This is a genomic window from Paracoccus jiaweipingae, from assembly GCF_044335505.1.
In the GTDB taxonomy this organism is placed as follows: Bacteria; Pseudomonadota; Alphaproteobacteria; order Rhodobacterales; family Rhodobacteraceae; genus Paracoccus.
Genome location: NZ_JBISBS010000007.1, coordinates 140,973 through 165,056 on the forward strand (window position 1 = coordinate 140,973; position 24,084 = coordinate 165,056).

Here is a 24,084-nt window from a genome sequence, read left to right on the forward strand (position 1 = left end):
AGGAGCAGACCGCCATGATGAACAATCACCTGGACCTTCGATCTCGGTCGCGTTCTGCGTCGATGCCTGCGATGATCAGGGCGAGCGGTTTTGCTCTCTCCTCCTTGGTTGCATTCAGTCAGGCGGGCTTTCCTTCGGGAGGGTTCGCCTGATGCGCTATTCCTCAGGCCGAAAGACGGGCAAGCCGACCAAGTCGAAGGACGAGTTGTCCGAACGCATGGACGCCAAGCTGCGGGAATTGCGCCTGCACGCGGGCAACGAAGAATTCGACCCCGTGGTGCTCATGGCGATTATCGGCGCGGAGGCCTACGACAAAGGCGATACCTTCGTGGCACTGGCCGCCATGAAGGAAGTCGCCCAGTACGTCCGACCCAAGCTGTCGTCCGTGAACTTCGAGGGCAAGGTCGAGGCCGAAGCGGTCGACTCCCGGATCAAGACAATCGAGATGGCTCGCCGCATGGGTGTGCCCGTCGATGGGATGATCCAGCAGCTTGCCAAGGAACGCGGCATGACCCTGGCCGAGGCGTGGGAAGCCGTGGACAACGTAGCCATCCCCTCTCTGACGGTCGAATGATGAACGCGGACCTGGACGCAGCCCTCGCGCTCGCGATGATGGTCGCACTCGTCTGCGTCGCTATGCGGTAAGCGCCCCGGCAAAGCGCCCGAGCGAAGGCGATTCCCGCGATCCTCTGACACTCGGTAGGGGCTGACCCCAAACCGCCTTCACGCCTAAGCTCTGCAAGGTGGCGGAAATCTCCCAAGGTCTCACCTGAAACACCTCGTTGCGTTCTGGAACCAGATCGCGCACGCGCACGCACCGCGCGCTCGCACATGTCGCACGCGCGAGGCCTCGGTTCGACCAAGCGGCGGTTGCGTGTCGCAGCGCATCATTTGCAGCACTTCCTGTATGATCACCCAGGAATGAAACTCTGGTTCGCGCGCGTGCGCACGCGTGCTTTCTCGTGGCAAGTGATCATCCATCAAGACGGTTCGCCTGCGATTGCCGATGGTTGGCAGCACGAGCGCCACGAGCTTGATGGCGTCTTGACCGCAGCACCTCATTTTCCCGCCCGTTGCCAGTCCTGGACCTCAAACACCGGATGGTCGTCTCGGGCTGTCTCGCCGCATCGTCACGCCAGCCCAAGCACCGCTCAAGGACAGGTCTGGGCTTGGGTTGCGGTTGCTCCTTCCTGCGACGAACCGGGCCTGTCCGCCCAACCAGAGGAACGAAGAATGCCCGATCCGCTCTACATCGCCAAATCCGAAGCCGACCGAGGCTCCGACTTGTTCAAGCGGACGGTCTGCCAACCTTTCGGCAGGCCGATGCCGTCGCCTGCGGCGTCAATCACCATCGGGTGCAACGTGACAGGCACTTCCTTCTTCGCCACCGCATAGTTGAACAGCACCTGGACAGCCATGAAGAACATCTGGGCCGTCCTGCGCCCGCGCGTGCGGTTCAGGTTGCGCCACGTCGTCGAGCAGAGTTCAGGGGTGATGTCCGTGATGGGGCGATCCCACCAGCCTTTCGGCCATTCGAGCGAGGAGGCATAGGGGCCGTCTTTGCCGTAGGTCTCTGCGCCCCCGAGATAGCGCCGCTGCTGGGTGATATGGGTTTCTGCCCGACGTGCCTTCTCCGGGCCTTGCTCCTCAAGGATCGAGGCGCGCTTATACTCCTCATACATCGCCCAGACCCGGCCGACCGTCAGTTCGTCCGCGCGCCGCTTCGCCTTGCCGCGAATGATGCGCCGCGCCATCTGGTCTGAAAGGTCTTCGGGACGTGCCTCGCGAATGCCGGCGAGGATACGCGCATAGGCCTGGTCGTCGTCAGATAGCTGCTTTGCGCGCGGATCGACGCCGCGACGGATTTCCGGCAGCAGCACGTCACGCGCGACGGCGCGCGCTTCGTTCGCCTTCGTCACATCGGCGCGGCCGATCTTCACGCGGATGAAGCGGTTCCCGTGCTCGCCTGCGGCGTAGTAGGTTTTCGTGCGCTGACCAATGGACAGGTTGAACCCGGCGAGTTCCGTGTCGTGGACCCAGAGCGTCCCTGAATCCTGGTAGGGCAGGCCGTCAACAAGCGCCTGCGTGATCTTCTGGTGTGGCATGGCCGACCCCTGCGTTTGACCGATTTTTGACCGCTAAGTCAAACGTGTTGTCGGATCTGCACGGGTGAATGCTCAACCGAGCATTTGAGGTAGGATGTTGATTTTATTGGGATTAGTCATGATCTTGCCCGCAATCGTAGCGGTATGGGCAATATATATGGCTCCGGCGGTAGCGGCCATGTTACATTCCCGGTGGTTCCGGTGTCGTCTTACGTTAACATTTAGAGTCAAGGGGTTAACGTGAATATCCTTCCCGGTAACTCTTGCAAAATCCCGATGGCTCTACGATATTTCGTTAGTAGAAATTGAGTAGGGAATTGGCGACATAGCATATGACAAGGGGCGGTTGAACGCAAAGCAGGTCGAAGCAATGACCAAGCCGGGGCACTATGCCGACGGCAAGGGGCTATACCTACAAGTGTCGAAGTGGGGCACGAAATCTTGGGTGTTTAAGTTCACGCTTGGCAAGCGCAAGAACAAGCGGGGGGAGTTGGTTCCTAACACCCGTGGCATGGGGCTTGGTCCGGTTGACGAACTTTCGTTGAAGAAGGCACGCGAAGAAGCCGAACGGCTGCGCGTCATGGTGCGCGAAGGCCGCGACCCCATCGAAGAACGCGCCGAACTACGCCGCAAGGTGAGCGCGAAGTATGAGGATCAAAGCGCAATCATCTTGTTCAATGACGCAATCGCCAAGGCACATGCCCGTAAGGAAAGCGAATTCAGCAACGAAAAGCACCGCAAAGACTGGCGTAGCAGCTTGGACACATACGCGGTGCCGATGCTTGGCGACATGGACGTGCGGCGACTGCCACGACCGAATTCATGCCAAGGGCGACCACGAAGCCTTGGTGGCCGGTTGCAGCGGTTGCCGTCACGCTAGCCGGGGCCATTACTGCCGCCTCTACGACGTGCCCATGGTCACGGCCCTAGAAGCAGACGAACTTTGCACGCTGGACCGCGACGGATTTGAGCCTGCGAACTGACCCGCAGGCCGTCGCCGGGTGTGACACGCGGTCACGTCTTCGTGAGCGAAAGCGGGGCCGACCCGCCCTTACCAACCAACGCCAAAGCAATAGTAGGTTGTTAGTAAGGATGGTGTCACGCCAATTTTCCCAATAAAATCAAGGGTGATTGGCTCCGGCGGTAGGGATCGAACCTACGACCAATTGATTAACAGTCAACTGCTCTACCGCTGAGCTACGCCGGAACACGGGGCGGTGTATAGCTTTGGGTTTCGGGGCCGTCCAGAGGGCTGCGACGTTTTTTTGATGTTTTTTGAAAAAAATCTTTCAATACTTTGATAATGCTATATAAATCGACTCGAACCGGTCATCCGGGCCGCCGGGGCCGGGGGTGGTGATGGCGCCGATATCCTGCAAGGCCACCAGATGCGCAAAGACATTGCGTGTCGCGGCGGGCAGCAGCGGGGGCGGGACGTCATAGATGCGGGTCGCCAGCTCGGCTGCGGTGCCGGGCTGGTGGCGCAGGGCTGACAGGATCTGGGCGGTGCGCATCCGGCGATGGGCGGCCAGTTCGTTCAGCCGCGGGGCAACGGCGTCGATCGCGTCGCCATGGGCGGGAATCAGGCGCTGCGGCGCGTGGTGGTGCAGCCGGTCGAGGCTGCGGAAATAATCCGACAGATCGCCATCGGGCGGCGACACCAGCGTCGAGGACCAGCCCATCACCAGATCGCCGCAAAACACCGCATCATCCAGCGCAAAGGACAGGTGGTTGCCCATGTGGCCGGGGGTGTGGATGGCGCGCAGGGTCCAGTCCGGGGTCTCGACCGCGTCGCCGTCGCGCAGCAGCAGGTCGGGGGTGAAATCCAGATCCAGACCCTCGCCGCCGCCGGCCAGACCTTCGGCGGCCAGACGGGTCATGCGGGCGGAACGGCCCTCGGTCGCGGTGCCAAAGGCCAGAATCGGGGCACCGGTTTCACGGGCCAGCGCGGCGGCGCCCTCGGAATGGTCCAGATGGGCGTGGGTGACGAAAATGTGACTGATCCGCCCGCCCGAGGCCGCAAGGATCGCGGCGCGGTGGCTGGCAATGTCGGGGCCGGGGTCGATCACCGCGACATGGCGCTGACCCAGCAGGAAGGTATTGGTGCCCGGACCGGTCAGGGCCGAGGGGTTGGGGGCCAGAATGCGGGTCAGCACGGTCTTTTCCTTTCGCGCGATTGCGGTCAGATTGGCGCGGAAAGGAAGGTGGCATGGATTTCGCCTGGCTGAAAGCACTGATGCCGCGCGGCATCTATGGGCGCGCGGCGCTGATCCTGTTTCTGCCGGTCACGGTGGTGACGCTGGTGGTGACGGTGATGTTCCTGCAACGCCATTTCGAAGGCGTGACCCGGCAGATGACCGAAAGCCTGTCGCGCGAACTGGTGGTGGTGGCGCGGCGCATCGACCAGGCCAATGACCGGGCCACGGCGCAACTGGCGGGGCGGGCACTGGCCGGGCCGCTGGGGCTGTCGCTGCACCTGCCCGCCGCGCCTGCGCGCGACGACCACCGCCACCCGCTGGACCTGTCGGGCCGGGTGGTGATCGCCACGCTGCATGAACAGGTGCCGCAGGTGCGCGCTGTCGATCTGCGCGACATGCGCCGCGTCGTAGTGGCGATGCAGGGGCGCTGGGGGCCATACAGCCTGGGCTTTGACCGCCGGCTGGTCAGCGCCACCAACCCGCATCAGCTGCTGGTGCTGATGGTGGGGACATCGCTGCTGATGACGGTGATTTCGACCATTTTCCTGCGCAACCAGCTGCGCCCCATCCGGCGTCTGGCCCGCGCCGCCGAGGATTACGGGCGGGGCCGGGTAACGCCTTACCGCCCCTCTGGCGCCAGCGAGGTGCGCAGCGCCGGCACCGCCTTTCTGGACATGCGCAACCGGATCGAGCGTCAGAACGAACAGCGCAAGCTGATGCTGTCGGGGGTCAGCCACGACCTGCGCACACCGCTGACCCGGTTGCGTCTGGGGTTGTCGATGCTGACCCCGGACATGCCCCCCGACGCCGCCGATATCGACGCGATGGCGCGGGACGTGGATGAAATGGGCGCCATGATCGACGCGTTTCTGGAACTGGCGCGCGATGACGCGCAATCGGCACCGCCGCGCCCGGTCAGGGCGATCCCTTTCCTGCGCGACATCGTGGCCGACGCGCAACGCGCCGGTCAGGCGGTGGTTCTGGGGCGGGTTCAGGGCGATGCAGAGGCGCAGGTCACCTTCCGCGAAACCGCCCTGCGCCGTGCGGTTCAGAACCTGATTGGCAATGCCGTGCGCTATGGCAATCACGCGCAGGTCGAACTTGTGCTGGGGGGGGGCGCGCTGACCATCTCTGTCGAGGATGACGGGCCGGGCATCCCGGAGAGCCGCCGTGACGAGGCCATGCGCCCCTTTACCCGGCTTGACCCGGCGCGCAATCAGGACAAGGGGCAGGGGGTCGGTCTGGGGCTGGCCATTGCCGCCGATATCGCCCGCGCCCATGGCGGCAGCCTGCGTCTGGGCCGGGGGCGGGCGCTTGGCGGGTTGCTGGCCCAGATCGTCATTCCGCGCTGATCGGTTAACCGTGAACGCATCGCGAACGACGGCGGCCATTGAACCGGCGCGGCAGCGCGCCTAGATTGGACCGACAGGCAGAATCCGCGCGCTGCCGCTTTGGGGCGCGCAGGGTTCGGGCAGAAAGGACCGAAAGATGACCCAGACCACGACCCAGACGCATCCCGTGCTGCCGCTGCGCGACATCGTTGTCTTTCCGCATATGATCGTGCCGCTTTTCGTCGGCCGCGACCGGTCGGTGCGGGCACTGGAAGCGGTGATGGAGGCTGACCGCCCCATCCTGCTGGCGGCACAGAAAGACGCCTCGGTGGACGAACCCGAGGCCGAAGGCATTTACCGCACCGGCGTTCTGGCCAATGTGCTGCAACTGCTCAAGCTGCCCGATGGCACCGTCAAGGTGCTGGTCGAGGGGCGCGAACGTGTGCGCATCACCGAATTTGTCGACAACCCCGATTATTTCGAGGCCGGTGCCGAGGCACTGGCGGAAACCCCCGGTGACGAGGCCGCCGCGACCGCGCTGCTGCGCGCCGTCGCGGAGGAGTTCGAGCGTTACGTCAAGGTGCGCAAGAATATCCCCGAAGAGGTCGTGACCACCGTGGCCGAAACCCGCGACCCCGCGCGTCTGGCCGATCTGGTCAGCGGCCATCTGGGGATCGAGGTGGCCGACAAGCAGGCCCTGCTTGAGGAACTGGACGTGGCCGAGCGTCTGGAACGGCTTTACGGGTTGATGCAGGGCGAATTGTCCGTCCTTCAGGTCGAGAAAAAGATCAAGTCGCGCGTCAAGTCACAGATGGAAAAGACCCAGCGCGAATATTACCTGAATGAGCAGATGAAGGCCATTCAGAAGGAACTTGGCGACGACGCCGAAGGTGCGGGCGAACTGGCCGAGCTGGAAGAAAAGATCGCCGCCACCAAATTCAGCAAAGAGGCCCGCGACAAGGCCGAGGCCGAGCTGAAAAAGCTGAAATCCATGTCGCCCATGTCGGCCGAGGCGACTGTCAGCCGCAATTACCTCGACTGGCTGCTGGCCCTGCCCTGGGGCGTGAAATCGCGCACCCGCAAGGATTTGTCGCGCGCCGAACAGATTCTGGATGCCGATCACTATGGTCTGGAAAAGGTCAAGGAACGTATCGTCGAATATCTGGCCGTGCAGACCCGCAGCCAAAAGCTGAAAGGCCCGATCCTGTGCCTTGTCGGCCCGCCGGGTGTCGGCAAGACCAGCCTTGGGCGCTCGGTCGCCAAGGCGACGGGGCGCGAATTCATCCGCATCTCGCTTGGCGGGGTGCGCGACGAATCCGAGATCCGCGGCCACCGGCGCACCTATATCGGGTCCATGCCCGGCAAGATCATTCAGGCGCTGAAAAAGGCCAAGACCACCAACCCGCTGATCCTGCTGGATGAAATCGACAAGATGGGGCAGGATTTCCGCGGCGATCCGGCATCCGCCATGCTGGAGGTTCTGGACCCCGAACAGAACGCAAGTTTTGTCGATCACTACCTTGAGGTGGAATATGACCTGTCCAATGTCATGTTCCTGACCACGGCCAACAGCTATAACATGCCCGGCCCGCTGCTGGACCGGATGGAGATTATCCCCCTGTCCGGCTATACCGAGGATGAAAAGCGCGAGATCGCCCGCCAGCACCTGCTGCCCAAACAGATCGCCGCGAATGGTCTGAAAAAGGGCGAATTCAGCGTCACCGATGACGCGCTGACCCATGTCATCCGCTATTACACGCGCGAGGCCGGGGTGCGGTCGCTGGAACGCGAAATCGCCAAACTGGCCCGCAAGGCCGTGACCGAGATCCTGAAAGGCAAGGCGAAATCCGTCGAGGTGACGCCCGACAAGGCCGGGGAATATCTGGGCGTTCGCCGTCACCGTTACGGTCTGGCGGAAAAGGACGATCAGGTCGGTGTTGTCACCGGTCTGGCCTGGACGCAGGTCGGCGGCGATCTGTTGCAGATCGAGGCGCTGAAACTGCCCGGCAAGGGCCGGATGAAGACCACCGGCAAGCTGGGGGATGTGATGAAGGAATCCATTGACGCGGCCTCGTCTTTCGTGCGCTCGGTGGCGCCGGAACTGGGGATCAGGCCGCCGGAATTCGACAAGCGTGACATCCATGTCCACGTCCCCGAGGGTGCCACGCCCAAGGACGGCCCCTCGGCCGGTCTGGCGATGGTGACCAGCGTGGTGTCGGTGATGACCGGCATCCCGGTGCGCAAGGATGTGGCGATGACCGGCGAGGTCACGCTGCGCGGCAATGCGCTGGCCATCGGCGGGCTGAAGGAAAAGCTGTTGGCGGCGCTGCGGGGCGGCATCAAGACCGTGCTGATCCCCAAGGATAACGAAAAGGATCTGGCCGAAATCCCCGCCAATGTGAAAGAGGGCCTGACCATTATTCCGGTCGAAAATGTCCGTGAGGTGCTGAAACATGCGCTGGTGCGGATGCCCGATCCGGTCGAATGGGACGAGGCTGCGCATGAAGCCGCCGAAGCCGCCCGTCAGGCCGCCCTTCGCGGCGCACCGGCGCCAGACAGCCTTGCACATTGACGGGGCTTGTGGAAAGGACAGCAAAGCGCGGCGTAAGCCGCGCTTTGTTTTTGGGTCGGGGCCGGCCATCGGTCTGCGACGGTGATTGCGTTTCAGGTTCTGGCGACAGTTGACCTTTCGGTCGAAAAATGAACGATCCCGCTCCGACACTGGCCAAAGAGGAGAGAGATGCCCAAGGATCAGGCCAAAAAGGCCGCTGCACCGCGCAAGAAACAGCCCCCGCGCAAACCCGCGATGGCCGAGCCGACGCCGGTGAAGATCGTGCAAAAGCGCGAATTTCTGGACCGTGTGGCCACCGCTGCCGGGGTGCGCAAGACCGATGCCCGCGCCGTGGTCGAGGCCACGCTGGCCGAATTGGGCAAGGCTTTTGCCGAAGGGGAAAGCCTGTCGGTCGAACCCTTTGGCAAGGCCCGCGTGAACCGCCAGAAAGACGTCAATGGTGGCGAGGTCATCATTCTGCGTCTGCGCCGCAAGCAAGCCGTTGGCAGCCCCCGGCAGGTGTGATTTTTCTGCGAATGGCCCCTTGCATCCCAGGCGCGGGGGCGCTATCTCGCTCGGACCGGGTGATTAGCTCAGCGGTAGAGCGCTTCGTTCACATCGAAGATGTCAGGAGTTCAAATCTCTTATCACCCACCATTATTTCAACGGGTGTGCCAGTGATGGCGCACCCGTTCTTTTTATTTGGCAGGGGGGACAGGACATGACCCCTTTTCCGCCCGCCCCGGTTCCCGAATTATGGCTGATGCGGCATGGCGAAACCCACTGGAACAGGCTGGGGCGCTTGCAGGGCGCGCTTGATTCGCCGCTGACGCGGCGCGGCCGCGAACAGGCAGCTGCGCAGGCGCGGCTGCTGGCGCCGGTGCTGGCCCGGCCCGGCCTGCGCCGCCTGTCCAGCCCGCAGGGACGCGCCTGTCAGACGGCCCGGATCGTCTTTGGCGCGGCCGGGTTCGACACCGATGCGCGGCTGTCCGAGATCGGCATGGGCGATTTCACCGGCGCCTTTCTGGACGATCTGCGCCGCGCCGATCCGGCGCTGTTTGGCGCCGGCGGTCTGGGCTGGTATGACCGCGTTCCGGGGGGCGAACATCTGACCCCGCTGGCGACGCGGCTGCGGGGTTTTCTGGCCGGTCTGACCGGCCCGGCTGTCATCGTCACCCATGGCGTGACCTTGCAGGTGCTGCGGCTGCTGGCGCTGGGGCAGGATCTGTCGCAACTGGATGCGCTGGCGCAGGAACAGGGCGCGGTCTATCACATTCGCGACCGGGTGCACCGCCGCTTGCCGGCTTAATCCGGGGCCGGGCGCAGGGCGGCGATGGCCTGTTCGATCAGGCCGGTTTCATCGCGCGGCGCGCGGCCCGGCGCGTTGCGGCCTTGCAGGCCATACAGCCGGGAAAGCGTGGTGTCGTTTTCGAACAGGCGGTTGAACACCTCGATCACGAAGGGCGCGGCGGGGCTGTCGGTGGTGGTGACCCGCTCGATCCGGTTCAGCAGGTTGTCGATCATCTCGCCCTTGCCGATCCAATAGCTGATCATCCCGTCAAACAGCGGCCCGCCCTGACGAAAGCTGGCCTGTGGCGGCCAGGGAATACGGGGGGCAAAGACGCGGCGCTCGGTCTCGGCCAGCTTGACCAGATTGGCGGTGACCGATCCGGTCATGGCCAGCGCCCGGTCCTCGGGGGTGGTGCCGATATCCATCAGCGTGTCACAGACCGATGCCAGCCAGCGCAGGTTGATGCCCTGTGCGGCATCCGCGCCATGTTCGGCGGTGATGCGGTGAAACAGCGCCTGCGCCTGTGGCTGCTGCGGGTCGCGGCGCAGCACCACGATGGTGCAGGCCAGCAGATGCCCCAGCCGGGGGCGGGCGGCAAATTCGGGTTCAAGCGCGCGGAAATGGCTGATCAGGTTGCGGGTCCGGCCTGCCCATGTCGGGGCCGGATCGCCGGGAATGATGTCGCGGGCAAAGACCGACAAATCAACATCGGCCTGTGGCAGCGCCGCGCTTGCATCCGGTCCCGGCTGGCGGCTTTCGCGGCTGCCAGCGGCGGGCGCCGGGGCGCTGAAATAGGCCGGCCACAGCGCGGCACAGCCGCTTGCATCGGGCGCCGGGGTCATTCCGGCGGTCCGATGGTCAGGCTGACCGGCGCCAGACCGGGAATGCGCCCGCACAGCCGGTCGCCCGGCGCAACCGGACCCACCCCCGCCGGCGTGCCGGTCAGGATCAGGTCGCCCGGCGCCAGATGCACCCAGCGCGACAGATCGGCAATCAGTGCGGGCACCGCCCAGACCATGTCGGACAGCACCCCGTCCTGCCGGATCTGGTCATTCACGCTAAGCGCGATGCGCTGTCCTGCGGGGGTAAAGCCCGCCGCCGGGGTGATGGGGCCGATGACCGCGCTGCCCTCGCCATCCTTGGCCATGTCCCACGGATGGCCCCTGGACTTGGCCAGCGCCTGAACGTCACGGCGGGTCATGTCCAGACCGACGCCATAGCCAAAAACCGCCTCCATCGCCGCATCCGCCGCCAGCCGGAAGCCGGGCTTGCCGATGGCCACCACCAGTTCGACCTCGTGGTGGTAATCCTGCGTCATGGGCGGATAGGGCAGGCTGCGTCCCGAAGGCACCACCGCCAGCGCGGATTTGGTGAAATAGAACGGGGCGTCTGCCTGAACCTGCGCGCCCATTTCGGCGGCATGGGCCGCGTAATTGCGGCCCACGCAGAACACCCGCCGCACCGGCAGCCGGGCATCGCTGTCCAGAACCGGCAGGGTGGGCCAGTCCGGTGCGGGAAAGCTCAGCACCGTCATGGCGCGGTTTTTCCGGCGGGCTGATGGGCCGCGATCATGGCGCGGGCATCGTCCAGCAGCGCCTGCCCGTCATGACCCCGCGCATCCATATCCGCGACCCACTGGTCGATTACCGGCTGCGCGGCGGCTTTCCACGGGCCAAGCTGATCCTCGGGGATGACGGTGACGTCGTGACCGGCGTCTATGGCCTGCTGGCGGATCTCGGCCTCGATGCCGTCATACACCGCCGAGGCATGATCGGCCAGCGCCCGCCCGGCATTGCGGTCGATGATCTGGCGCAGGTCTTCGGGCAGCCCGTCATAGGTGGGCTTGTTCATCACCAGCGCAAAGACCGAGGTATAAAGCCCGTTCGGCCCGCCAAATTCGGTGTGATAGCGGGTGATATCGGCCAGTTTCAGATCCGGCGTGACCTCCCACGGGACCAGCGCGCCGTCGATCACCCCGGTGGTCAGCGCCATCGGGATTTCCGGCACCGGCATCCCCACCGGGTTGGCCCCCAGCGCCGCCAGACCCTGCGTCATGATGCGCGAGGGCGCGCGCAGCTTCAGCCCTTTCAGATCATCAAGGCTGGCCACCGGCCCATTGCGGAAATGAAATTTGCCCGGCGCCCCCACATGCAGCAGCAGCGGGTGAATATCGGACATTTCCTGCGCCAGATACTTGTCCTGAAAATCCTGCAAGGCGGCATTGGTCGCCGCCGCCGATGACGCGACAAAGGGCAGTTCGAACGTTTCCGCCAGCGGAAAGCGGCCCGGTGTGTAACCCAGCAATGTCCAGGCGACCTCGACCACGCCGTCGCGGGCCTGATCCATCAGCTGTGGTGGTTTGCCGCCAAGCTGCATCATCGGATAGATCTGCACGTCGATGCGTCCGCCGGACTGTTCCTCGACCGCCCTGGCCCATGGCTCGATCAGCTGGACCTGAACCGTGGTGGTGGGGGGCAGAAAGTGATGCACCTTCAGCGTGACCTCGGCTGCGCTGGCGGGCAGGGCAAGGCTGGCGGTCAGGGCGACAAGGGAAAATATGTGTTTCATAAGCATCCGTGGCTGGGTTGTTCTGCCCCTTGCTGCCAGCCCGCGCGCCCCAAGACAAGCCCGCTTGCCCGCGCGGGCCGGTTTCGTTACCTGTGGCGGGCAAGGAAAAGGAAACCCGCGCCATGGCCGAAGATCTTGTCAACAGCTTCATGAACGGTCCCGACGAACAGGGGCGGTTCGGCATTTATGGCGGCCGTTTCGTCAGTGAAACGCTGATGCCGCTGATCCTGTCGCTTCAGGCGGAATATGAACGCGCCAAAACCGACCCGGCCTTTCAGTCGGAAATGGCCGATCTGTGGCAATATTACGTTGGCCGCCCCAGCCCCCTGTATTTCGCGCCGCGCCTGACCGAGCATCTGGGGGGCGCGAAAATCTTCCTCAAGCGCGAGGAACTGAACCACACCGGCAGCCACAAGATCAACAATGTGCTGGGGCAAATCCTGCTGGCGCGGCGGATGGGGAAAAAGCGTATCATCGCGGAAACCGGGGCCGGTCAGCATGGCGTGGCCACGGCGACGGTCTGTGCCCGGTTCGGCCTGAAATGCGTGGTCTATATGGGCGCCCATGATGTCGAACGTCAGCAGCCCAACGTGTTTCGGATGCGCCTGCTGGGGGCCGAGGTGGTGCCCGTCACCAGCGGTCGCGGCACGCTGAAGGACGCGATGAATGACGCGCTGCGCGACTGGGTGACCAATGTCGCGGACACGTTCTATTGCATCGGCACGGTGGCGGGGCCGCATCCCTATCCGGCGATGGTGCGCGATTTCCAGTCGATCATCGGCCGCGAAACCCGCGATCAGATCATGGCACAGGAAGGCCGTCTGCCCGACAGCATTGTCGCCTGTATCGGCGGCGGGTCGAACGCGATGGGCCTGTTTCACCCCTTCCTTGACGATCCGTCGGTGCGCATCATCGGGGTCGAGGCCGGCGGTCGCGGGGTCGATGACACCATGCAGCATTGCGCCAGCCTGACCGGTGGCCGCCCCGGCGTCTTGCATGGCAACCGCACCTATCTGTTGCAGGACGATGACGGCCAGATCCTTGAGGGCCATTCCATCAGTGCCGGGCTGGATTACCCCGGCATCGGTCCTGAACATGCCTGGCTGAAGGATCAGGGCCGCGCGGAATATGTCAATATCACCGATGACCAGGCTTTGGCTGCCTTCCAGTTGCTGTGCCAGACCGAGGGCATCATTCCCGCGCTGGAACCCAGCCACGCGCTGGCCCATGTCGCCAAAATCGCGCCGGATCTGCCCGCAGATCACCTGATGGTGGTCAATCTGTCCGGGCGCGGCGACAAGGATATCTTTACCGTGGCGCGGCATCTGGGGGTGCAGATCGACGGCTGATCGTGCCGGATGCGGGCGGGCAGGGAACCTTTCGGGCAGGATACGGCGTTAGGTCGGCATCCTGTGTAAGAGGTTACCATGTTCAACAAGACCCTGAAGGCCGGCCTGATTGCCGGCAAGATCGCCGCCCTGACCGCCATTGGCAGCACCGTGGCGATGGCGCAAAGCGGCGCCGTCGTCACCCCCTCGCCAATGGCCGAAACCGCGGTCATTCCCGCCGATGCGCTGAAAAAGGAAGCCCCCGTCGGTCAGGCCGCCTATACCGGCTTCCCCAGCTTTGACCAGCAGATGAACGATCAGGCGGTGGCCGATACCCTGCTGGCGCAGGGGTTCAGCGATATCCATATCCTCCGCGACGGCACGCTGATGACCGTCACCGCACAGCGCGACGGCAAGGACATCGAATTGCTGTATAACCTGGTCGAGGGGCGCCTGATCAAGGTCAATGGCGAACGTGTCGACATCGAAAAAGGCGCCGGTCCCGATGGCGGCAGCAGCACGCCTGGCGTCGGTGGGACACAGCCCACCGCGCCGGGTGATAGCGATGACGGCATGGATGACGGTGATGCGTCGGATGACGGCGCCCCGGATGGCGATACCGGTTCGGATGATGCCGGGGGGGACGACACCGACACCGGCACTGACACCGGCGACAATGATACGGATGACAGCGGTTCTGGCAGCGCCTCGGATTCGTCGGATGATGCCGGTTCGGATGACAGCGGTTCTGACAGCGACAGCGGCTCGGATGACAGCAACGGCTGACCGCCGCGCCAATTTACCGAATACGAAGGGCCGCCGATGGGGCGGCCCTTTTGCTTATTTGTCGAACACAAGGTCGCGCAGCCCCAGCGCCAGTTCGGGCCAGAAGATCAGCAGCCCCGACATGGCCAGCAGAATGGCAATAAAGGGCGGCGTGCCGCGAATGACCTCGCCATAGGATCGCCGGAACACCGCCATGGCGGTGAAAATATCGCATCCGAAGGGCGGCGTGGCCGACCCGATGGCCACCTGCAAGGTGATCAGCGTGCCCACCAGCACCGGGTCCAGACCGACCTGACCGACCACCGGCGCAAAGATCGGCACCAGCACCAGAATGACCACGATCGGGTCGACGAACATGCAGCCAATGAAAAACGCGATGGCAATGGTTATCAGCACCCCGGTCTGGCCCATTTCGGCAATGCCGATGGCGGTCAGGATGGCCTGCGGGATCTGGGCAAAACTGATCACCCATGAAAACGCCGCCCCCGCCGCCACCAGAATGAACACCACCGCCGTGATCAGCCCGGTCGATTTCGCCGTGGCCCACAGATCGGTCAGCGAGACCTCGCGGAAGATCAGCATTTCAAGGATCAGCGCATACAGCACGCAGGCCGCCGCTGCCTCGGTCGGGGAAAACACGCCGCCATAGATGCCGCCGACGATGATCAGCGGAAAGCCCATCGGCCAGATCGCCCGCCGCATCGCGCGCAGGCGGTGCGACCATGTTGCGCGCGGCCCGGTCGGGACGTTGTTGCGCAGGGCATAGACCCAGCTATAGGCCGAAAACGCCGCCAACAGCGCCAGACCGGGACCAATCCCGGCGATGAACAGTTCGGATATCGAGGTGTTCGAGACCACGCCATAGATGATCATCCCGATCGAGGGCGGGATCAGAAACGCAATGTCGCTGGCATTCACGATCAGCGCCAGAACAAAGCTGTCCTTATACCCCGCCTGCAACATCCGTGGCCGCAACGGCCCGCCGACCGCCACCACCGTGGCCTGGGTCGACCCCGACACCGCCCCGAAAAGGGTGCAGGCCGCCGCCGTCGACACCGCCAGCCCGCCGCGCAAATGCCCGACAAAGGACATTACAAGGTCGATCAGCCGGTCCGCCGACTGGCCCCGCGTCATGATATCGGCGGCAAAGATGAACAGCGGCACCGCGATCAGGCTGGTGGGGCGGATGCCGGTCAGCATCTGCTGGATCAGCGTCTCCATCTGCGACAGATCGCCAAACAGCATCACAAAGCCGACGCCCGCCCCGACGATCAGCGGGATCATCATCGGAAAACCGATCAGCAACAGCACCACCATGACGGTGAAAATGATCCATCCCATGGTTCAGCCCCCGTCCTTGCGCGACCGTTCCGGCACCATCACCGACATCCAGATCCGGTCGCTGATGACATTGCGCGCCGCCGCCAGCAGATAGATCACCCCGGTCAGCGCAAAGCCTACCGGCACCCAGACCAGCGTCCACCAGACAGGAATATCCATCGCCGGCAGCACCCGCCCGCGCGCCGCCATGGTCTGGACATATCCCAGCGAAAACCATGCCAGTGCCAGCATCACCAGACCGCTCACCACGGCAATGGCCATGACCACTGGCTTGCGGATGCGGCGGGGAAACATTTCCAGAAACGCCGCCATGCGGATGTGGCGGGCATTGCGCGCGGCATAGGATAGCCCGGCAAAGGTGATCAGCACGATCAGCACGCGGTTCAGTTCCTCGGAAAAGAACAGGCTGCTGTTGAACACATAGCGCCCGACGACATTCGCCATGGTATTGGCCGCCATCGCCAGCACGCCGGCGCCCAGAATAAACGCCTCGAGCCGGGCGATGCCCTGATCAAGCCAGCCAAGCGCGCCGGGCAGGGCGCTGCGATAGGCGGTGTTGGCCGCATCACCGGGACTGTCGTCGCGGCCATCGGGCGATGCGGTGGGGGTCTGGTCCGGGGTCATGCCCCCGGGTGCCAACCTGTCAGTCATCTGAGATGTTCCTGATGATGGAAAAAAAAGGGCAGGCGGGGGTGCCGCCTGCCCGAAACCGGCCCCACGGGCCTGACGGCTCAGTTCGCGGCCGTGTCGCTGGCCGCCGCATCCGGCGCGGTCGCGGCGGGCGTTTGGGCATCGGCGCTGGTCGCGGATTTCGCGGCCTCAAGATCGGCCTTCATCTGGTCAAGGATTGCCTGTGCCTGATCGCCGCCGATCTCCAGAAACTTTGCCTCGACCTCGGGGGCGGCATCGCGGAAGGGCTGGCGCTGTTCCTCGGTCAGGGTGGTGATGGTGATCGAGGGCTTGGCGGCCTTGATTTCCTCAAGCGATTTTTCGGTCAGCCCCTCCTGATAGGTCAGGATCTCGTCAAAGGCGGCCTTGATGGCCTGATCGACAAGCTGTTTGTCGGCCTCGGGCAGCCCGTCATAGAAAGCCTTGTTGGCCATCACGGCGGTGGTAAAGCTGTTATGCCCGGCAAAGGTGATGTGGTCGGTCACCTCATAGGATTTCTGGCTGTTCAGGTAAAAAGCAGGGTTTTCCTGACCCTGAATGATGTTGGTCTGAAGCCCGCCGTACACCTCGCCCCAGGGCAGCGGGGTGGGGGTGGCGCCAAAGGCCTTATAGGCCTCGACCAGCAGCGGGTTGGTCATGACCCGGAACTTGACCTCTTTCAGGTCGGCGGGGCTTTCCACTTTGGACTTGGTGTTCATCGCCACCTCGCCCTCGGGGAACATGGTCAGCAATTCCAGCCCCTGTTCGGCGTAAAGCGGGGGGAACAGATCATGGATGGCTTTGGAATCGCGGAAAAACGCGTTCAGCTGGCCGCTGTCGGTGGGCAGCAGATAGGGGACGAAAAACACCTGCGCCTCGGGGATCAGGGCGCCGGTAAAACCGGGCGACTGATCGACGAATTGCAAGATGCCCGATTGCGCCTGTTCCATGATATCGGCGCTTTCCCCCAGCGTGCCAAAGGGGAAAAGCTGGACCTGATGGTCCGAATTGGCTTCGATTTCCTGCTTGAATTTCTGTGCGAAAACGCCCTGAACCTCGTCCATGGATTCTTCGAACGCATAACGCCAGGTATCGGCCTGTGCGGCACCGGCCAACAGGGCCAGCGCGGTGGACATGGTCAGAAAACTGCTGCGCAAAGACATGCTATCTCCTTTTTCTCAACGGTTGTGCCGAATGATTGGGGAGTCGTGATAAAGGCCCTATCGACAAGTGATGTCACATGGCGAACCCGCCATGCGGATTTCGCATGAACCATGCCAAAGCCATGCATGGATTGCAAACCGATTGGCCGTAAAAACCTGTATCACCTTGTTTTAAGGCGAAAGTTTGGCGTCAGGGGGTGACGGTTATGCCCGCTGGCCCATCCCCGACATGGCCGATCACCGCCGCCCGGTCAAAGCCCGCATCCCGGATGCGCGCCAGAACCGCATCCGCCGCCGCAGGCTGGCAGGACACCAGCAACCCGCCCGAGGTCTGGGGGTCGGTCAGGATCGCGCGCTGCCAGTCCGGCAGATCAGGCGGCAGCGTCACCGCCCCCTGAACGGCGGCCCAGTTGCGCCCCGACGCGCCGGTGATACAGCCCGCCTGCGCCAGCGCCCCGGCCTGTTGCAACAGCGGCAGGGCGCCGGCCCGCAGCACCAGCGCCAGCCCCGCCCCCCGCGACAGTTCCAGCCCATGCCCCAGCACCCCAAAGCCGGTCACATCGGTGATGGCATGAACCGCAGGGTCCAGCGCCAGATCCTGTCCCACCCGGTTCAGTTGCGTGGTCGAGGCCACCATCTCGGCCAGCCCCGCCGCGTCCAGCATCCCCTTCTTGATGGCCGAGGAATAGATCCCCACCCCCAGCCCCTTGGTCAGGATCAGCACATCCCCCGCCCGCGCGGCATCGTTGCGCCGGATCTGGTCGGGATGGGCCAGCCCGATCACCGCCAGCCCGTAAATCGGCTCGGGCGCGTCGATGGAATGGCCGCCCGCGACGGGAATGCCCGCCTGCGCACAAATCTCGGCCCCGCCTGACAGGATCTCGCGGATGGTGGCGGCGGGCAGCTTGTCGATCGGCATCCCCAGAATGGCCAGCGCCATGATCGGGCGGCCGCCCATGGCATAAATGTCGGAAATCGCGTTGGTGGCGGCAATGCGCCCGAAATCGCGCGGATCGTCGACCATCGGCATGAAGAAATCGGTGGTGGCGATCACCGCCGTCTGCGCATCCACCTGCCAGACCGCCGCGTCATCGGCGGTGTCATTGCCAACCAGCAGCTGCGGAAAAGCCTGCGCCAGAGGCTGTTGCGCCAGCAATTCGGCCAGCACCGCCGGGCCGATCTTGCAGCCACAGCCGCCGCCATGGGCCAGTTTGGTCAGTTTGGGATGGGACATGGCGGACCTCCTGTGCCGTGTTGCCCCGTTGTGGACCCGCGCGTCGCTGACCGCAATGTGTCTTTGCGGGACTTCTTCGTTGTCCAAATACCCGATCCCGACCCGACAGGCAGGCGTCGCGCGCAAGGGGGCTTGCGGCGGGGGGCGGGCTTGGGCTATGCCCATTGCATGATGACGCAAGCCAAAACCTGCTGCTGCATTACCGGCTGACAATTCAGGCGGGGTGCGCGCGCGTCATCAGGTTACGACCGGCCCCGCGAACGGGGCGCAAGCCCGATACCAGACAGGGCGCAAGCCCGCCAAGACAGGGCAAGGACGAATGGTCGAAATCAGGCTGACAAACAGCAAAACCCGCCACAAAGAGGTATTTTTCCCCCGCGATGCCGCGCGCATCGGGGTGTATTGCTGTGGTCCCACGGTCTATGACCGCGCGCATCTGGGCAATGCCCGCCCGGCGGTGGTGTTTGACGTTCTGGTGCGGCTGCTGCGGCAGGTTTATGGCGCGAAATCCGTAACCTATGTGCGCAACCTCACCGATGTCGATGACAAGATCAACGCCCGCGCCGCCGCCACCGGCCGCCCGATCCGCGACATCACCGAGGAAACCGTCGGCTGGTATCACGATGACATGGACGCGCTGGGGGTGGCGCGGCCCGATATCGAACCCCGCGCCACCGAACATATCGCGGAAATGATCGCGATGATCGACAGGCTGGTGGCGGGCGGCCATGCCTATGCCGCCGAAGGTCACGTGCTGTTTGATGTGCGCAGCTATGCCGATTACGGGCGGCTGTCGGGACGTTCGGTCGATGACATGATCGCCGGCGCGCGGGTCGAGGTTGCGCCCTTCAAGCGCGACCCGATGGATTTCGTGCTGTGGAAACCCTCGGATGCCGACACCCCCGGCTGGGACAGCCCCTGGGGCTGGGGCCGGCCCGGCTGGCATATCGAATGCTCGGCCATGTCGGAAAAGCATCTGGGGACCGATTTCGACATTCATTGCGGCGGCATCGACCTGATGTTCCCGCATCACGAAAACGAGGTCGCCCAAAGCTGCTGCGCCCATCCCGGCAGCGGCTTTGCCCAAATCTGGCTGCATAACGAGATGTTGCAGATCGAGGGCCGGAAAATGTCCAAGTCGCTTGGCAATTTCTTTACCGTGCGCGACCTGCTGGATCAGGGCATTCCCGGCGAAGTGATCCGCTTCGTCCTGCTGATGACGCATTACCGCAAGCCGATGGACTGGACCGCCGAAAAGGCCCGCGAGGCCGAGGCCACCTTGCGCAAATGGCGTGCCCTGACCGATGGCGTGATGGCGGGGGCGCCCGATGCGGGGTTTCTGGCGGTGCTGGCGGATGATCTGAACACCGCAGGCAGCATCGGCGTGCTGCACGATCTGGCACGGCAGGGCGATGCCGCCGCGCTGAAAGGCTCGGCCGCGCTGTTGGGGCTGTTGGGTGATGATCTGGGGGCGTGGGCGGCGCAGGGGCCTGATTTGTCAGCCCTGGCGGCCCGGATGCAGGACTTGCGGCAGGCGGCGAAGGCCAGCAAGGATTTCGCGGCCGTGGATGCCTTGCGGGCCGAATTGCAGGCCGCCGGGGTTGAAATGCGCGTCACCGCAGCCGGGGTCGAACTTGTGCCCGCGGCGGGCTATGCGCCTGAAAAGCTGGCGCATCTGTTGTAAGACGGCCCGCGGGGGGCTGTCTGCCCCCCGCACCCCCCGAAGGTATTTGGACAACGAAGAAGGGCCAGCCATGCGCCAGCGTCTTTATCTGTATGACACGACCCTGCGCGACGGGCAGCAGACGCAGGGGGTGCAGTTTTCAGGTCCCGAAAAGGTTCAGATCTGTGCCATGCTGGATGAATTGGGGGTTGATTACATCGAGGGCGGCTGGCCCGGTGCGAACCCCACCGACAGCGAATTTTTCGCCAGCGCCCCGACCACCCGCGCCTGTCTGACGGCCTTTGGCATGACCAAGCGGGCCGGGCGATCGGCCAGCAATGACGACGTTCTGGCGGCGGTTCTGGATGCGGGAACACGGGCGGTCTGTCTGGTCGGCAAGGCGCATGACCTGCATGTGCGTCAGGCGTTGGGGATCTCGCTTGAGGAAAATCTGGCCGGCATTCGGGATTCGGTCGCCCATGTCGTCGCAAAGGGCCGCGAGGCGCTGTTTGACGCCGAACATTTCTTTGACGGCTATGCCGATAACCCGGACTATGCGCTGGATTGTCTGCGCGCGGCGCTGGCGGCGGGGGCGCGCTGGCTGGTGCTGTGCGATACCAATGGCGGCACCTTGCCCGACCGCGTGGCCGAAGTGGTGCGTGCTGTCATTGCCGCCGGTGTTCCGGGTGACCGGCTGGGGATTCACGCCCATGACGATACCGGCAATGCCGTGGCCTGTTCGCTGGCCGCCATTGCCGCCGGGGTGCGGCAGGTTCAGGGCACGCTGAACGGTCTGGGCGAGCGTTGCGGCAATGCCAATCTGACCAGCCTGATCCCGACCCTGTTGCTGAAACAGCCCTTCGCCAGCCAGCTCGAGATCGCCACCACCCCGCAGGCCCTGTCGCGTCTGACCGCGATTTCGCGCCGCCTGGACGAGATATTGAACCGCGTGCCGACGCGCGGCGCACCTTATGTCGGCGGCTCGGCCTTTGTGCATAAGGCGGGGCTTCATGCCAGCGCCATTCTGAAGAACCCGGCCACATATGAACATATCGACCCGGCCTGTGTCGGCAATGCGCGGGTGGTGCCGATGTCCAATCAGGCCGGCCAGTCGAACCTGCGCGCGCGTCTGCATGATGCCGGGATCGCGGTCGAACCCGGTAATGCGGCCTTGGCGCGGATTCTGGATCTGGTCAAGCAGCGCGAGGATCAGGGCTATGCCTATGACAATGCGCAGGCCAGTTTCGAATTGCTGGCCCGGTCCGAGCTGGGACAGCTGCCGCGCTTTTTCGAGGTTGAACGATACCGCGTCACCGTTGAGCGACGTCTGAATGCGCTTGGCGAACAGATCTCGGTGTCCGAGGCCGTGGTGGTGGTGCGTCTGGCCGGACAGCGGGTGATGTCGGTCTCGGAATCCGAAGGGGCCAGCGGCGCCGATGCCGGGCCTGTCAACGCGCTGTGGCGCGCGCTGGCCAAGGATCTGGGACCGTATCAGGCGGCGATTGATGCCATGGTGCTGACCGATTTCCGCGTCCGCATCACCGGCGCCGGCACCGAGGCCGTCACCCGTGTCACCATCGACAGCGCCGACGATGCCGGCACCAGCTGGAGCACGGTCGGCGTCAGCGCCAATATCGTCGATGCCAGTTTCGAGGCGTTGACCGAGGCGATTCGCTGGAAGCTGGTGCATGACAAGGTGGTCCCGGCATGACGTCCCCTGCCGATAACCCGGCCCTGACCCGCGTGATTGCCGATCTGCGCCGCGCCGATCCCGACCGGTTCGGGGCCTCGCTGCTGGCGCCCCCGGCGCTGCGGCCCCGGCTGTGGGCGCTGTATGCGCTGAACCTTCAGGCCGCCGCCGCGCCCTTTGCCACCGCCGAACCGATGCTGGCCGAGATGCGTCTGCAATACTGGCTGGACCAGCTGGACGATCTGGGGGCCGGTCGCAGGGTGGACCGCCATGACGTGCTGGATCTGCTGGCCGCGCATTGGGGGCAGGATGCTGCGGCGCTGCGCGATCTGGTCGCGGCCCGGTTGCAGGATTGCCAGCCGCGCCCCTTTCTGGATGCCAGCGGCGTGGTCGATTACGTCGATGCCACGGCCGGGGCGGTGATGCGCCATGCCGCGCAGGTCTTGGGGGCCGGGGGCGATGAACCGGCGATTGCGGCACAGGCACGCGGTGCCGGTCTGGCGGCCTGGCTGGTGGCGCATCCGGCCTTGCAGGCGCAGGGGCGGGGGCTGTATGGCGCCGATGCGGAACGACTGGCGGGGCTGGCCGGTCAGGGTCTGGCGGCGCTGGATGCGGCGCGCGCGGCGCGGCGGTCAATGCCTCGCAGCGCGGCGCCGGCGCTGTTTGCCGGCAGCGCCCGGCAGGTGCTGCGCGCCCATCTGACCGCGCCGCTGGCGCCTGATCTTCCCTCGGATTCGCGGCGAAGATTAAAACTTGCGCTATTTTCGCTGCATGGACGGTGGTGAAATTTTCCTTTGTTAACCGCCTGTTCAGGTTTTCATGGCATCACTGTGCTGTCGAAAGGAATCGGAGTGGGGGTGCAGATGGCAAAGCGACACGGCAGGCAGGCAGGGGATCGCTCATGACGGTTCGGGTGCTGATCGTTGACGATTCGGGGACGATGCGCCGGTTATTGCGTCTGTCACTGTCACGCGAACCGGGGATTGAGGTGGTGGGCGAGGCGGCTGACGCCGCTCAGGCGGCGCAGCGCATTCGTGACCTGCGCCCCGATGTCCTGACCCTTGATGTCGAGATGCCGGGCACCAGCGGGCTTGAATTTCTGGCACAGCTGATGGCGCAGCGCCCGATGCCGGTGGTGATGGTTTCGTCCGAGACACGCGCCGGCAGCACCGCCGCGGTCGAGGCCCTGTCGCTGGGGGCGGTCGATTGCATTGGCAAGCCCGCCGGCCCATCGGGGACGGATGATTTTGCCCGGCTGCCCTCGGTGGTGCTGGCGGCGGCGACCGCCAACCTGCGCCCTTCGGGTTCGGGTTCGGGGTCGGGTACGGGGACGACGGCGGAAAGATTGCCTTCCCCATCCGCACCCGTCACGTCTGTTCATGCCCCACAACATCCGACGTCGCGACCGCTCGGCGGTAACGGCAAAGCCCGAAGTCCCCAGCCAACCGGCCCGCGCCCCTATGTCTGGAACGGCAAAATCGTGCTGATCGGGGCCTCGACTGGCGGGGTCGAGGCGTTGGAGCGTGTGCTTGAGGTCTTTCCCGCAAATGGCCCGCCCACCCTGATCACCCAGCACATGCCCGAAAGCTTTCTGGCCAGCTTCGCGCAGCGGCTGGACAATCGCATTGCGCCCGGCGTCGCGCTGGCCCGCGATGGCGAGGTTCTGGAACAGGGTCGTGTTTATTTGGCGCCGGGGGGCGACAGCCATTTGCGGCTGGCACCGGGGCTGCATCTGGCGTGCCAGTTGCACCGTGGTCCCAAGCGCAGTTCGCACCGGCCTTCGGTGGATGAATTATTCGAATCGGCGCAGGGCGTCGCTGCCGGGATGGTGGCGGTGATGCTGACCGGAATGGGACGCGACGGGGCCGAGGGGATGCTGGGTCTGAAACGCGCCGGCAGCTATTGCATTGCGCAGGATCAGGCCAGTTCTGTGGTCTGGGGGATGCCCCGCGTTGCGGCGGAACTGGGCGCCGTTGACGAGGTTTTGCCCCTGTCGCGGATCGGTGACGCGGTGCTGGAACAGACCAGCCGTGGCCGTGCCCGGCAACGCCGTCTTGGTTGACTGGGGGCGGCAAACAGGCTTGTGGCGCCAGAAGGGATCGCGCAATTACCCTGCGCCCTGCGCCCTGCGCCCTGCGCCCTGCGCCCTGCGCCCTGCGCCCTGCGCCCTGCGCCCTGCGCCCTGCG

At 64.5% G+C, this 24,084-nt stretch carries 21 protein-coding genes and 2 tRNA genes; 13 read left to right on the forward strand and 10 right to left on the reverse strand.

The window, feature by feature from the left end:
• The first annotated feature begins 151 nt into the window (after positions 1-151).
• Entirely contained in the window at positions 152-574 is a 423-nt protein-coding gene (locus ACFXP9_RS12630; RefSeq protein ID WP_397204984.1) for a hypothetical protein, read from the forward strand.
• Between the two features lie 673 nt (positions 575-1,247).
• On the opposite strand, the gene ACFXP9_RS12635 is transcribed toward ACFXP9_RS12630, so the two are convergent.
• Entirely contained in the window at positions 1,248-2,105 is an 858-nt protein-coding gene (locus tag ACFXP9_RS12635; RefSeq protein WP_397204982.1) for a hypothetical protein, read from the reverse strand.
• A 346-nt stretch (positions 2,106-2,451) separates the two neighbouring features.
• Between ACFXP9_RS12635 and ACFXP9_RS12640 the strand changes: the two genes are divergently transcribed.
• Positions 2,452-2,985, forward strand: a complete 534-nt coding sequence (locus tag ACFXP9_RS12640; protein ID WP_397204980.1) for an Arm DNA-binding domain-containing protein — start codon at positions 2,452-2,454, stop codon at positions 2,983-2,985.
• 252 nt (positions 2,986-3,237) lie between these two features.
• Here ACFXP9_RS12640 and ACFXP9_RS12645 read toward each other — a convergent pair.
• Positions 3,238-3,312, reverse strand: a tRNA-Asn gene (locus tag ACFXP9_RS12645).
• Between the two features lie 82 nt (positions 3,313-3,394).
• Complete coding sequence (locus ACFXP9_RS12650; RefSeq protein ID WP_397204978.1) at positions 3,395-4,261, reverse strand: MBL fold metallo-hydrolase; 867 nt, start codon at positions 4,259-4,261, stop codon at positions 3,395-3,397.
• 53 nt (positions 4,262-4,314) lie between these two features.
• On the opposite strand from ACFXP9_RS12650, the gene ACFXP9_RS12655 reads away from it, so the two are divergent.
• The 5 genes from ACFXP9_RS12655 (at position 4,315) to ACFXP9_RS12675 (ending at position 9,494) form a co-directional block, all read left to right on the forward strand.
• Positions 4,315-5,655, forward strand: coding sequence for an ATP-binding protein (locus tag ACFXP9_RS12655; RefSeq protein ID WP_397204976.1), 1,341 nt, complete (start codon positions 4,315-4,317; stop codon positions 5,653-5,655).
• 136 nt (positions 5,656-5,791) lie between these two features.
• Complete coding sequence (gene lon / locus ACFXP9_RS12660) at positions 5,792-8,206, forward strand: endopeptidase La (protein WP_397204974.1); 2,415 nt, start codon at positions 5,792-5,794, stop codon at positions 8,204-8,206.
• Positions 8,207-8,374: 168 nt separating this feature from the next.
• Entirely contained in the window at positions 8,375-8,710 is a 336-nt protein-coding gene (locus ACFXP9_RS12665) for an HU family DNA-binding protein (protein ID WP_397204972.1), read from the forward strand.
• A 57-nt stretch (positions 8,711-8,767) separates the two neighbouring features.
• Positions 8,768-8,842: transfer RNA gene (locus ACFXP9_RS12670), tRNA-Val, on the forward strand.
• A gap of 64 nt (positions 8,843-8,906) precedes the next feature.
• Positions 8,907-9,494, forward strand: a complete 588-nt coding sequence (locus tag ACFXP9_RS12675; RefSeq protein ID WP_397204970.1) for a histidine phosphatase family protein — start codon at positions 8,907-8,909, stop codon at positions 9,492-9,494.
• Here the strand turns inward: ACFXP9_RS12675 and ACFXP9_RS12680 are convergent.
• The 3 genes from ACFXP9_RS12680 to ACFXP9_RS12690 are packed head-to-tail and all read right to left on the reverse strand — an operon-like array spanning position 9,491 to position 12,044.
• Complete coding sequence (locus tag ACFXP9_RS12680; RefSeq protein WP_397204968.1) at positions 9,491-10,318, reverse strand: hypothetical protein; 828 nt, start codon at positions 10,316-10,318, stop codon at positions 9,491-9,493. The two genes, ACFXP9_RS12675 and ACFXP9_RS12680, sit on opposite strands and share 4 nt — an antisense overlap.
• Complete coding sequence (locus ACFXP9_RS12685; protein WP_397204966.1) at positions 10,315-11,010, reverse strand: fumarylacetoacetate hydrolase family protein; 696 nt, start codon at positions 11,008-11,010, stop codon at positions 10,315-10,317. The genes ACFXP9_RS12680 and ACFXP9_RS12685 overlap by 4 nt, the downstream gene beginning before the upstream one ends.
• On the reverse strand, positions 11,007-12,044 hold the full coding sequence (locus ACFXP9_RS12690; protein ID WP_397204964.1) for a TRAP transporter substrate-binding protein: 1,038 nt from the start codon (positions 12,042-12,044) through the stop codon (positions 11,007-11,009). The genes ACFXP9_RS12685 and ACFXP9_RS12690 overlap by 4 nt, the downstream gene beginning before the upstream one ends.
• Positions 12,045-12,166: 122 nt before the next feature.
• Between ACFXP9_RS12690 and trpB the strand changes: the two genes are divergently transcribed.
• Positions 12,167-13,393: a tryptophan synthase subunit beta gene (gene trpB / locus ACFXP9_RS12695; RefSeq protein WP_397204962.1), complete on the forward strand. Its 1,227-nt coding sequence runs from the start codon at positions 12,167-12,169 to the stop codon at positions 13,391-13,393.
• Between the two features lie 78 nt (positions 13,394-13,471).
• Complete coding sequence (locus tag ACFXP9_RS12700; RefSeq protein WP_397204960.1) at positions 13,472-14,158, forward strand: hypothetical protein; 687 nt, start codon at positions 13,472-13,474, stop codon at positions 14,156-14,158.
• Between the two features lie 54 nt (positions 14,159-14,212).
• On the opposite strand, the gene ACFXP9_RS12705 is transcribed toward ACFXP9_RS12700, so the two are convergent.
• From ACFXP9_RS12705 to selD, 4 genes are all read right to left on the reverse strand, one after another.
• On the reverse strand, positions 14,213-15,499 hold the full coding sequence (locus tag ACFXP9_RS12705; protein WP_397204958.1) for a TRAP transporter large permease: 1,287 nt from the start codon (positions 15,497-15,499) through the stop codon (positions 14,213-14,215).
• Between the two features lie 3 nt (positions 15,500-15,502).
• Entirely contained in the window at positions 15,503-16,150 is a 648-nt protein-coding gene (locus ACFXP9_RS12710) for a TRAP transporter small permease (protein ID WP_397204956.1), read from the reverse strand.
• Positions 16,151-16,230: 80 nt separating this feature from the next.
• A complete protein-coding gene (locus ACFXP9_RS12715; protein ID WP_397204954.1) occupies positions 16,231-17,310 on the reverse strand; it encodes a TRAP transporter substrate-binding protein in 1,080 nt (359 codons plus the stop codon).
• Positions 17,311-17,500: 190 nt separating this feature from the next.
• Complete coding sequence (selD, locus tag ACFXP9_RS12720; protein WP_397204952.1) at positions 17,501-18,544, reverse strand: selenide, water dikinase SelD; 1,044 nt, start codon at positions 18,542-18,544, stop codon at positions 17,501-17,503.
• A gap of 319 nt (positions 18,545-18,863) precedes the next feature.
• Between selD and cysS the strand changes: the two genes are divergently transcribed.
• From cysS to cheB, 4 genes are all read left to right on the forward strand, one after another.
• Entirely contained in the window at positions 18,864-20,228 is a 1,365-nt protein-coding gene (gene cysS, locus ACFXP9_RS12725; RefSeq protein WP_397204950.1) for a cysteine--tRNA ligase, read from the forward strand.
• Positions 20,229-20,298: 70 nt separating this feature from the next.
• Positions 20,299-21,918: a citramalate synthase gene (gene cimA, locus ACFXP9_RS12730; RefSeq protein ID WP_397204948.1), complete on the forward strand. Its 1,620-nt coding sequence runs from the start codon at positions 20,299-20,301 to the stop codon at positions 21,916-21,918.
• Positions 21,915-22,682: a squalene/phytoene synthase family protein gene (locus ACFXP9_RS12735; protein WP_397204946.1), complete on the forward strand. Its 768-nt coding sequence runs from the start codon at positions 21,915-21,917 to the stop codon at positions 22,680-22,682. The genes cimA and ACFXP9_RS12735 overlap by 4 nt, the downstream gene beginning before the upstream one ends.
• A 116-nt stretch (positions 22,683-22,798) precedes the next feature.
• Complete coding sequence (cheB, locus tag ACFXP9_RS12740) at positions 22,799-23,959, forward strand: chemotaxis-specific protein-glutamate methyltransferase CheB (protein ID WP_397204945.1); 1,161 nt, start codon at positions 22,799-22,801, stop codon at positions 23,957-23,959.
• Positions 23,960-24,084 lie beyond the last annotated feature (125 nt).

Bases quoted from the DNA above. Each gene is read 5' to 3' on its own strand.
- ACFXP9_RS12630 (WP_397204984.1), top strand. From the start codon at position 152: ATGCGCTATTCCTCAGGCCGAAAGACGGGCAAGCCGACCAAGTCGAAG.
- ACFXP9_RS12635 (WP_397204982.1), bottom strand. From the start codon at position 2,105: ATGCCACACCAGAAGATCACGCAGGCGCTTGTTGACGGCCTGCCCTAC.
- ACFXP9_RS12655 (WP_397204976.1), top strand. From the start codon at position 4,315: ATGGATTTCGCCTGGCTGAAAGCACTGATGCCGCGCGGCATCTATGGG.
- lon (WP_397204974.1), top strand. From the start codon at position 5,792: ATGACCCAGACCACGACCCAGACGCATCCCGTGCTGCCGCTGCGCGAC.
- ACFXP9_RS12665 (WP_397204972.1), top strand. From the start codon at position 8,375: ATGCCCAAGGATCAGGCCAAAAAGGCCGCTGCACCGCGCAAGAAACAG.
- ACFXP9_RS12675 (WP_397204970.1), top strand. From the start codon at position 8,907: ATGACCCCTTTTCCGCCCGCCCCGGTTCCCGAATTATGGCTGATGCGG.
- ACFXP9_RS12680 (WP_397204968.1), bottom strand. From the start codon at position 10,318: ATGACCCCGGCGCCCGATGCAAGCGGCTGTGCCGCGCTGTGGCCGGCC.
- ACFXP9_RS12685 (WP_397204966.1), bottom strand. From the start codon at position 11,010: ATGACGGTGCTGAGCTTTCCCGCACCGGACTGGCCCACCCTGCCGGTT.
- ACFXP9_RS12690 (WP_397204964.1), bottom strand. From the start codon at position 12,044: ATGAAACACATATTTTCCCTTGTCGCCCTGACCGCCAGCCTTGCCCTG.
- trpB (WP_397204962.1), top strand. From the start codon at position 12,167: ATGGCCGAAGATCTTGTCAACAGCTTCATGAACGGTCCCGACGAACAG.
- ACFXP9_RS12700 (WP_397204960.1), top strand. From the start codon at position 13,472: ATGTTCAACAAGACCCTGAAGGCCGGCCTGATTGCCGGCAAGATCGCC.
- ACFXP9_RS12705 (WP_397204958.1), bottom strand. From the start codon at position 15,499: ATGGGATGGATCATTTTCACCGTCATGGTGGTGCTGTTGCTGATCGGT.
- ACFXP9_RS12710 (WP_397204956.1), bottom strand. From the start codon at position 16,150: ATGACTGACAGGTTGGCACCCGGGGGCATGACCCCGGACCAGACCCCC.
- ACFXP9_RS12715 (WP_397204954.1), bottom strand. From the start codon at position 17,310: ATGTCTTTGCGCAGCAGTTTTCTGACCATGTCCACCGCGCTGGCCCTG.
- selD (WP_397204952.1), bottom strand. From the start codon at position 18,544: ATGTCCCATCCCAAACTGACCAAACTGGCCCATGGCGGCGGCTGTGGC.
- cysS (WP_397204950.1), top strand. From the start codon at position 18,864: ATGGTCGAAATCAGGCTGACAAACAGCAAAACCCGCCACAAAGAGGTA.
- cimA (WP_397204948.1), top strand. From the start codon at position 20,299: ATGCGCCAGCGTCTTTATCTGTATGACACGACCCTGCGCGACGGGCAG.
- ACFXP9_RS12735 (WP_397204946.1), top strand. From the start codon at position 21,915: ATGACGTCCCCTGCCGATAACCCGGCCCTGACCCGCGTGATTGCCGAT.
- cheB (WP_397204945.1), top strand. From the start codon at position 22,799: ATGACGGTTCGGGTGCTGATCGTTGACGATTCGGGGACGATGCGCCGG.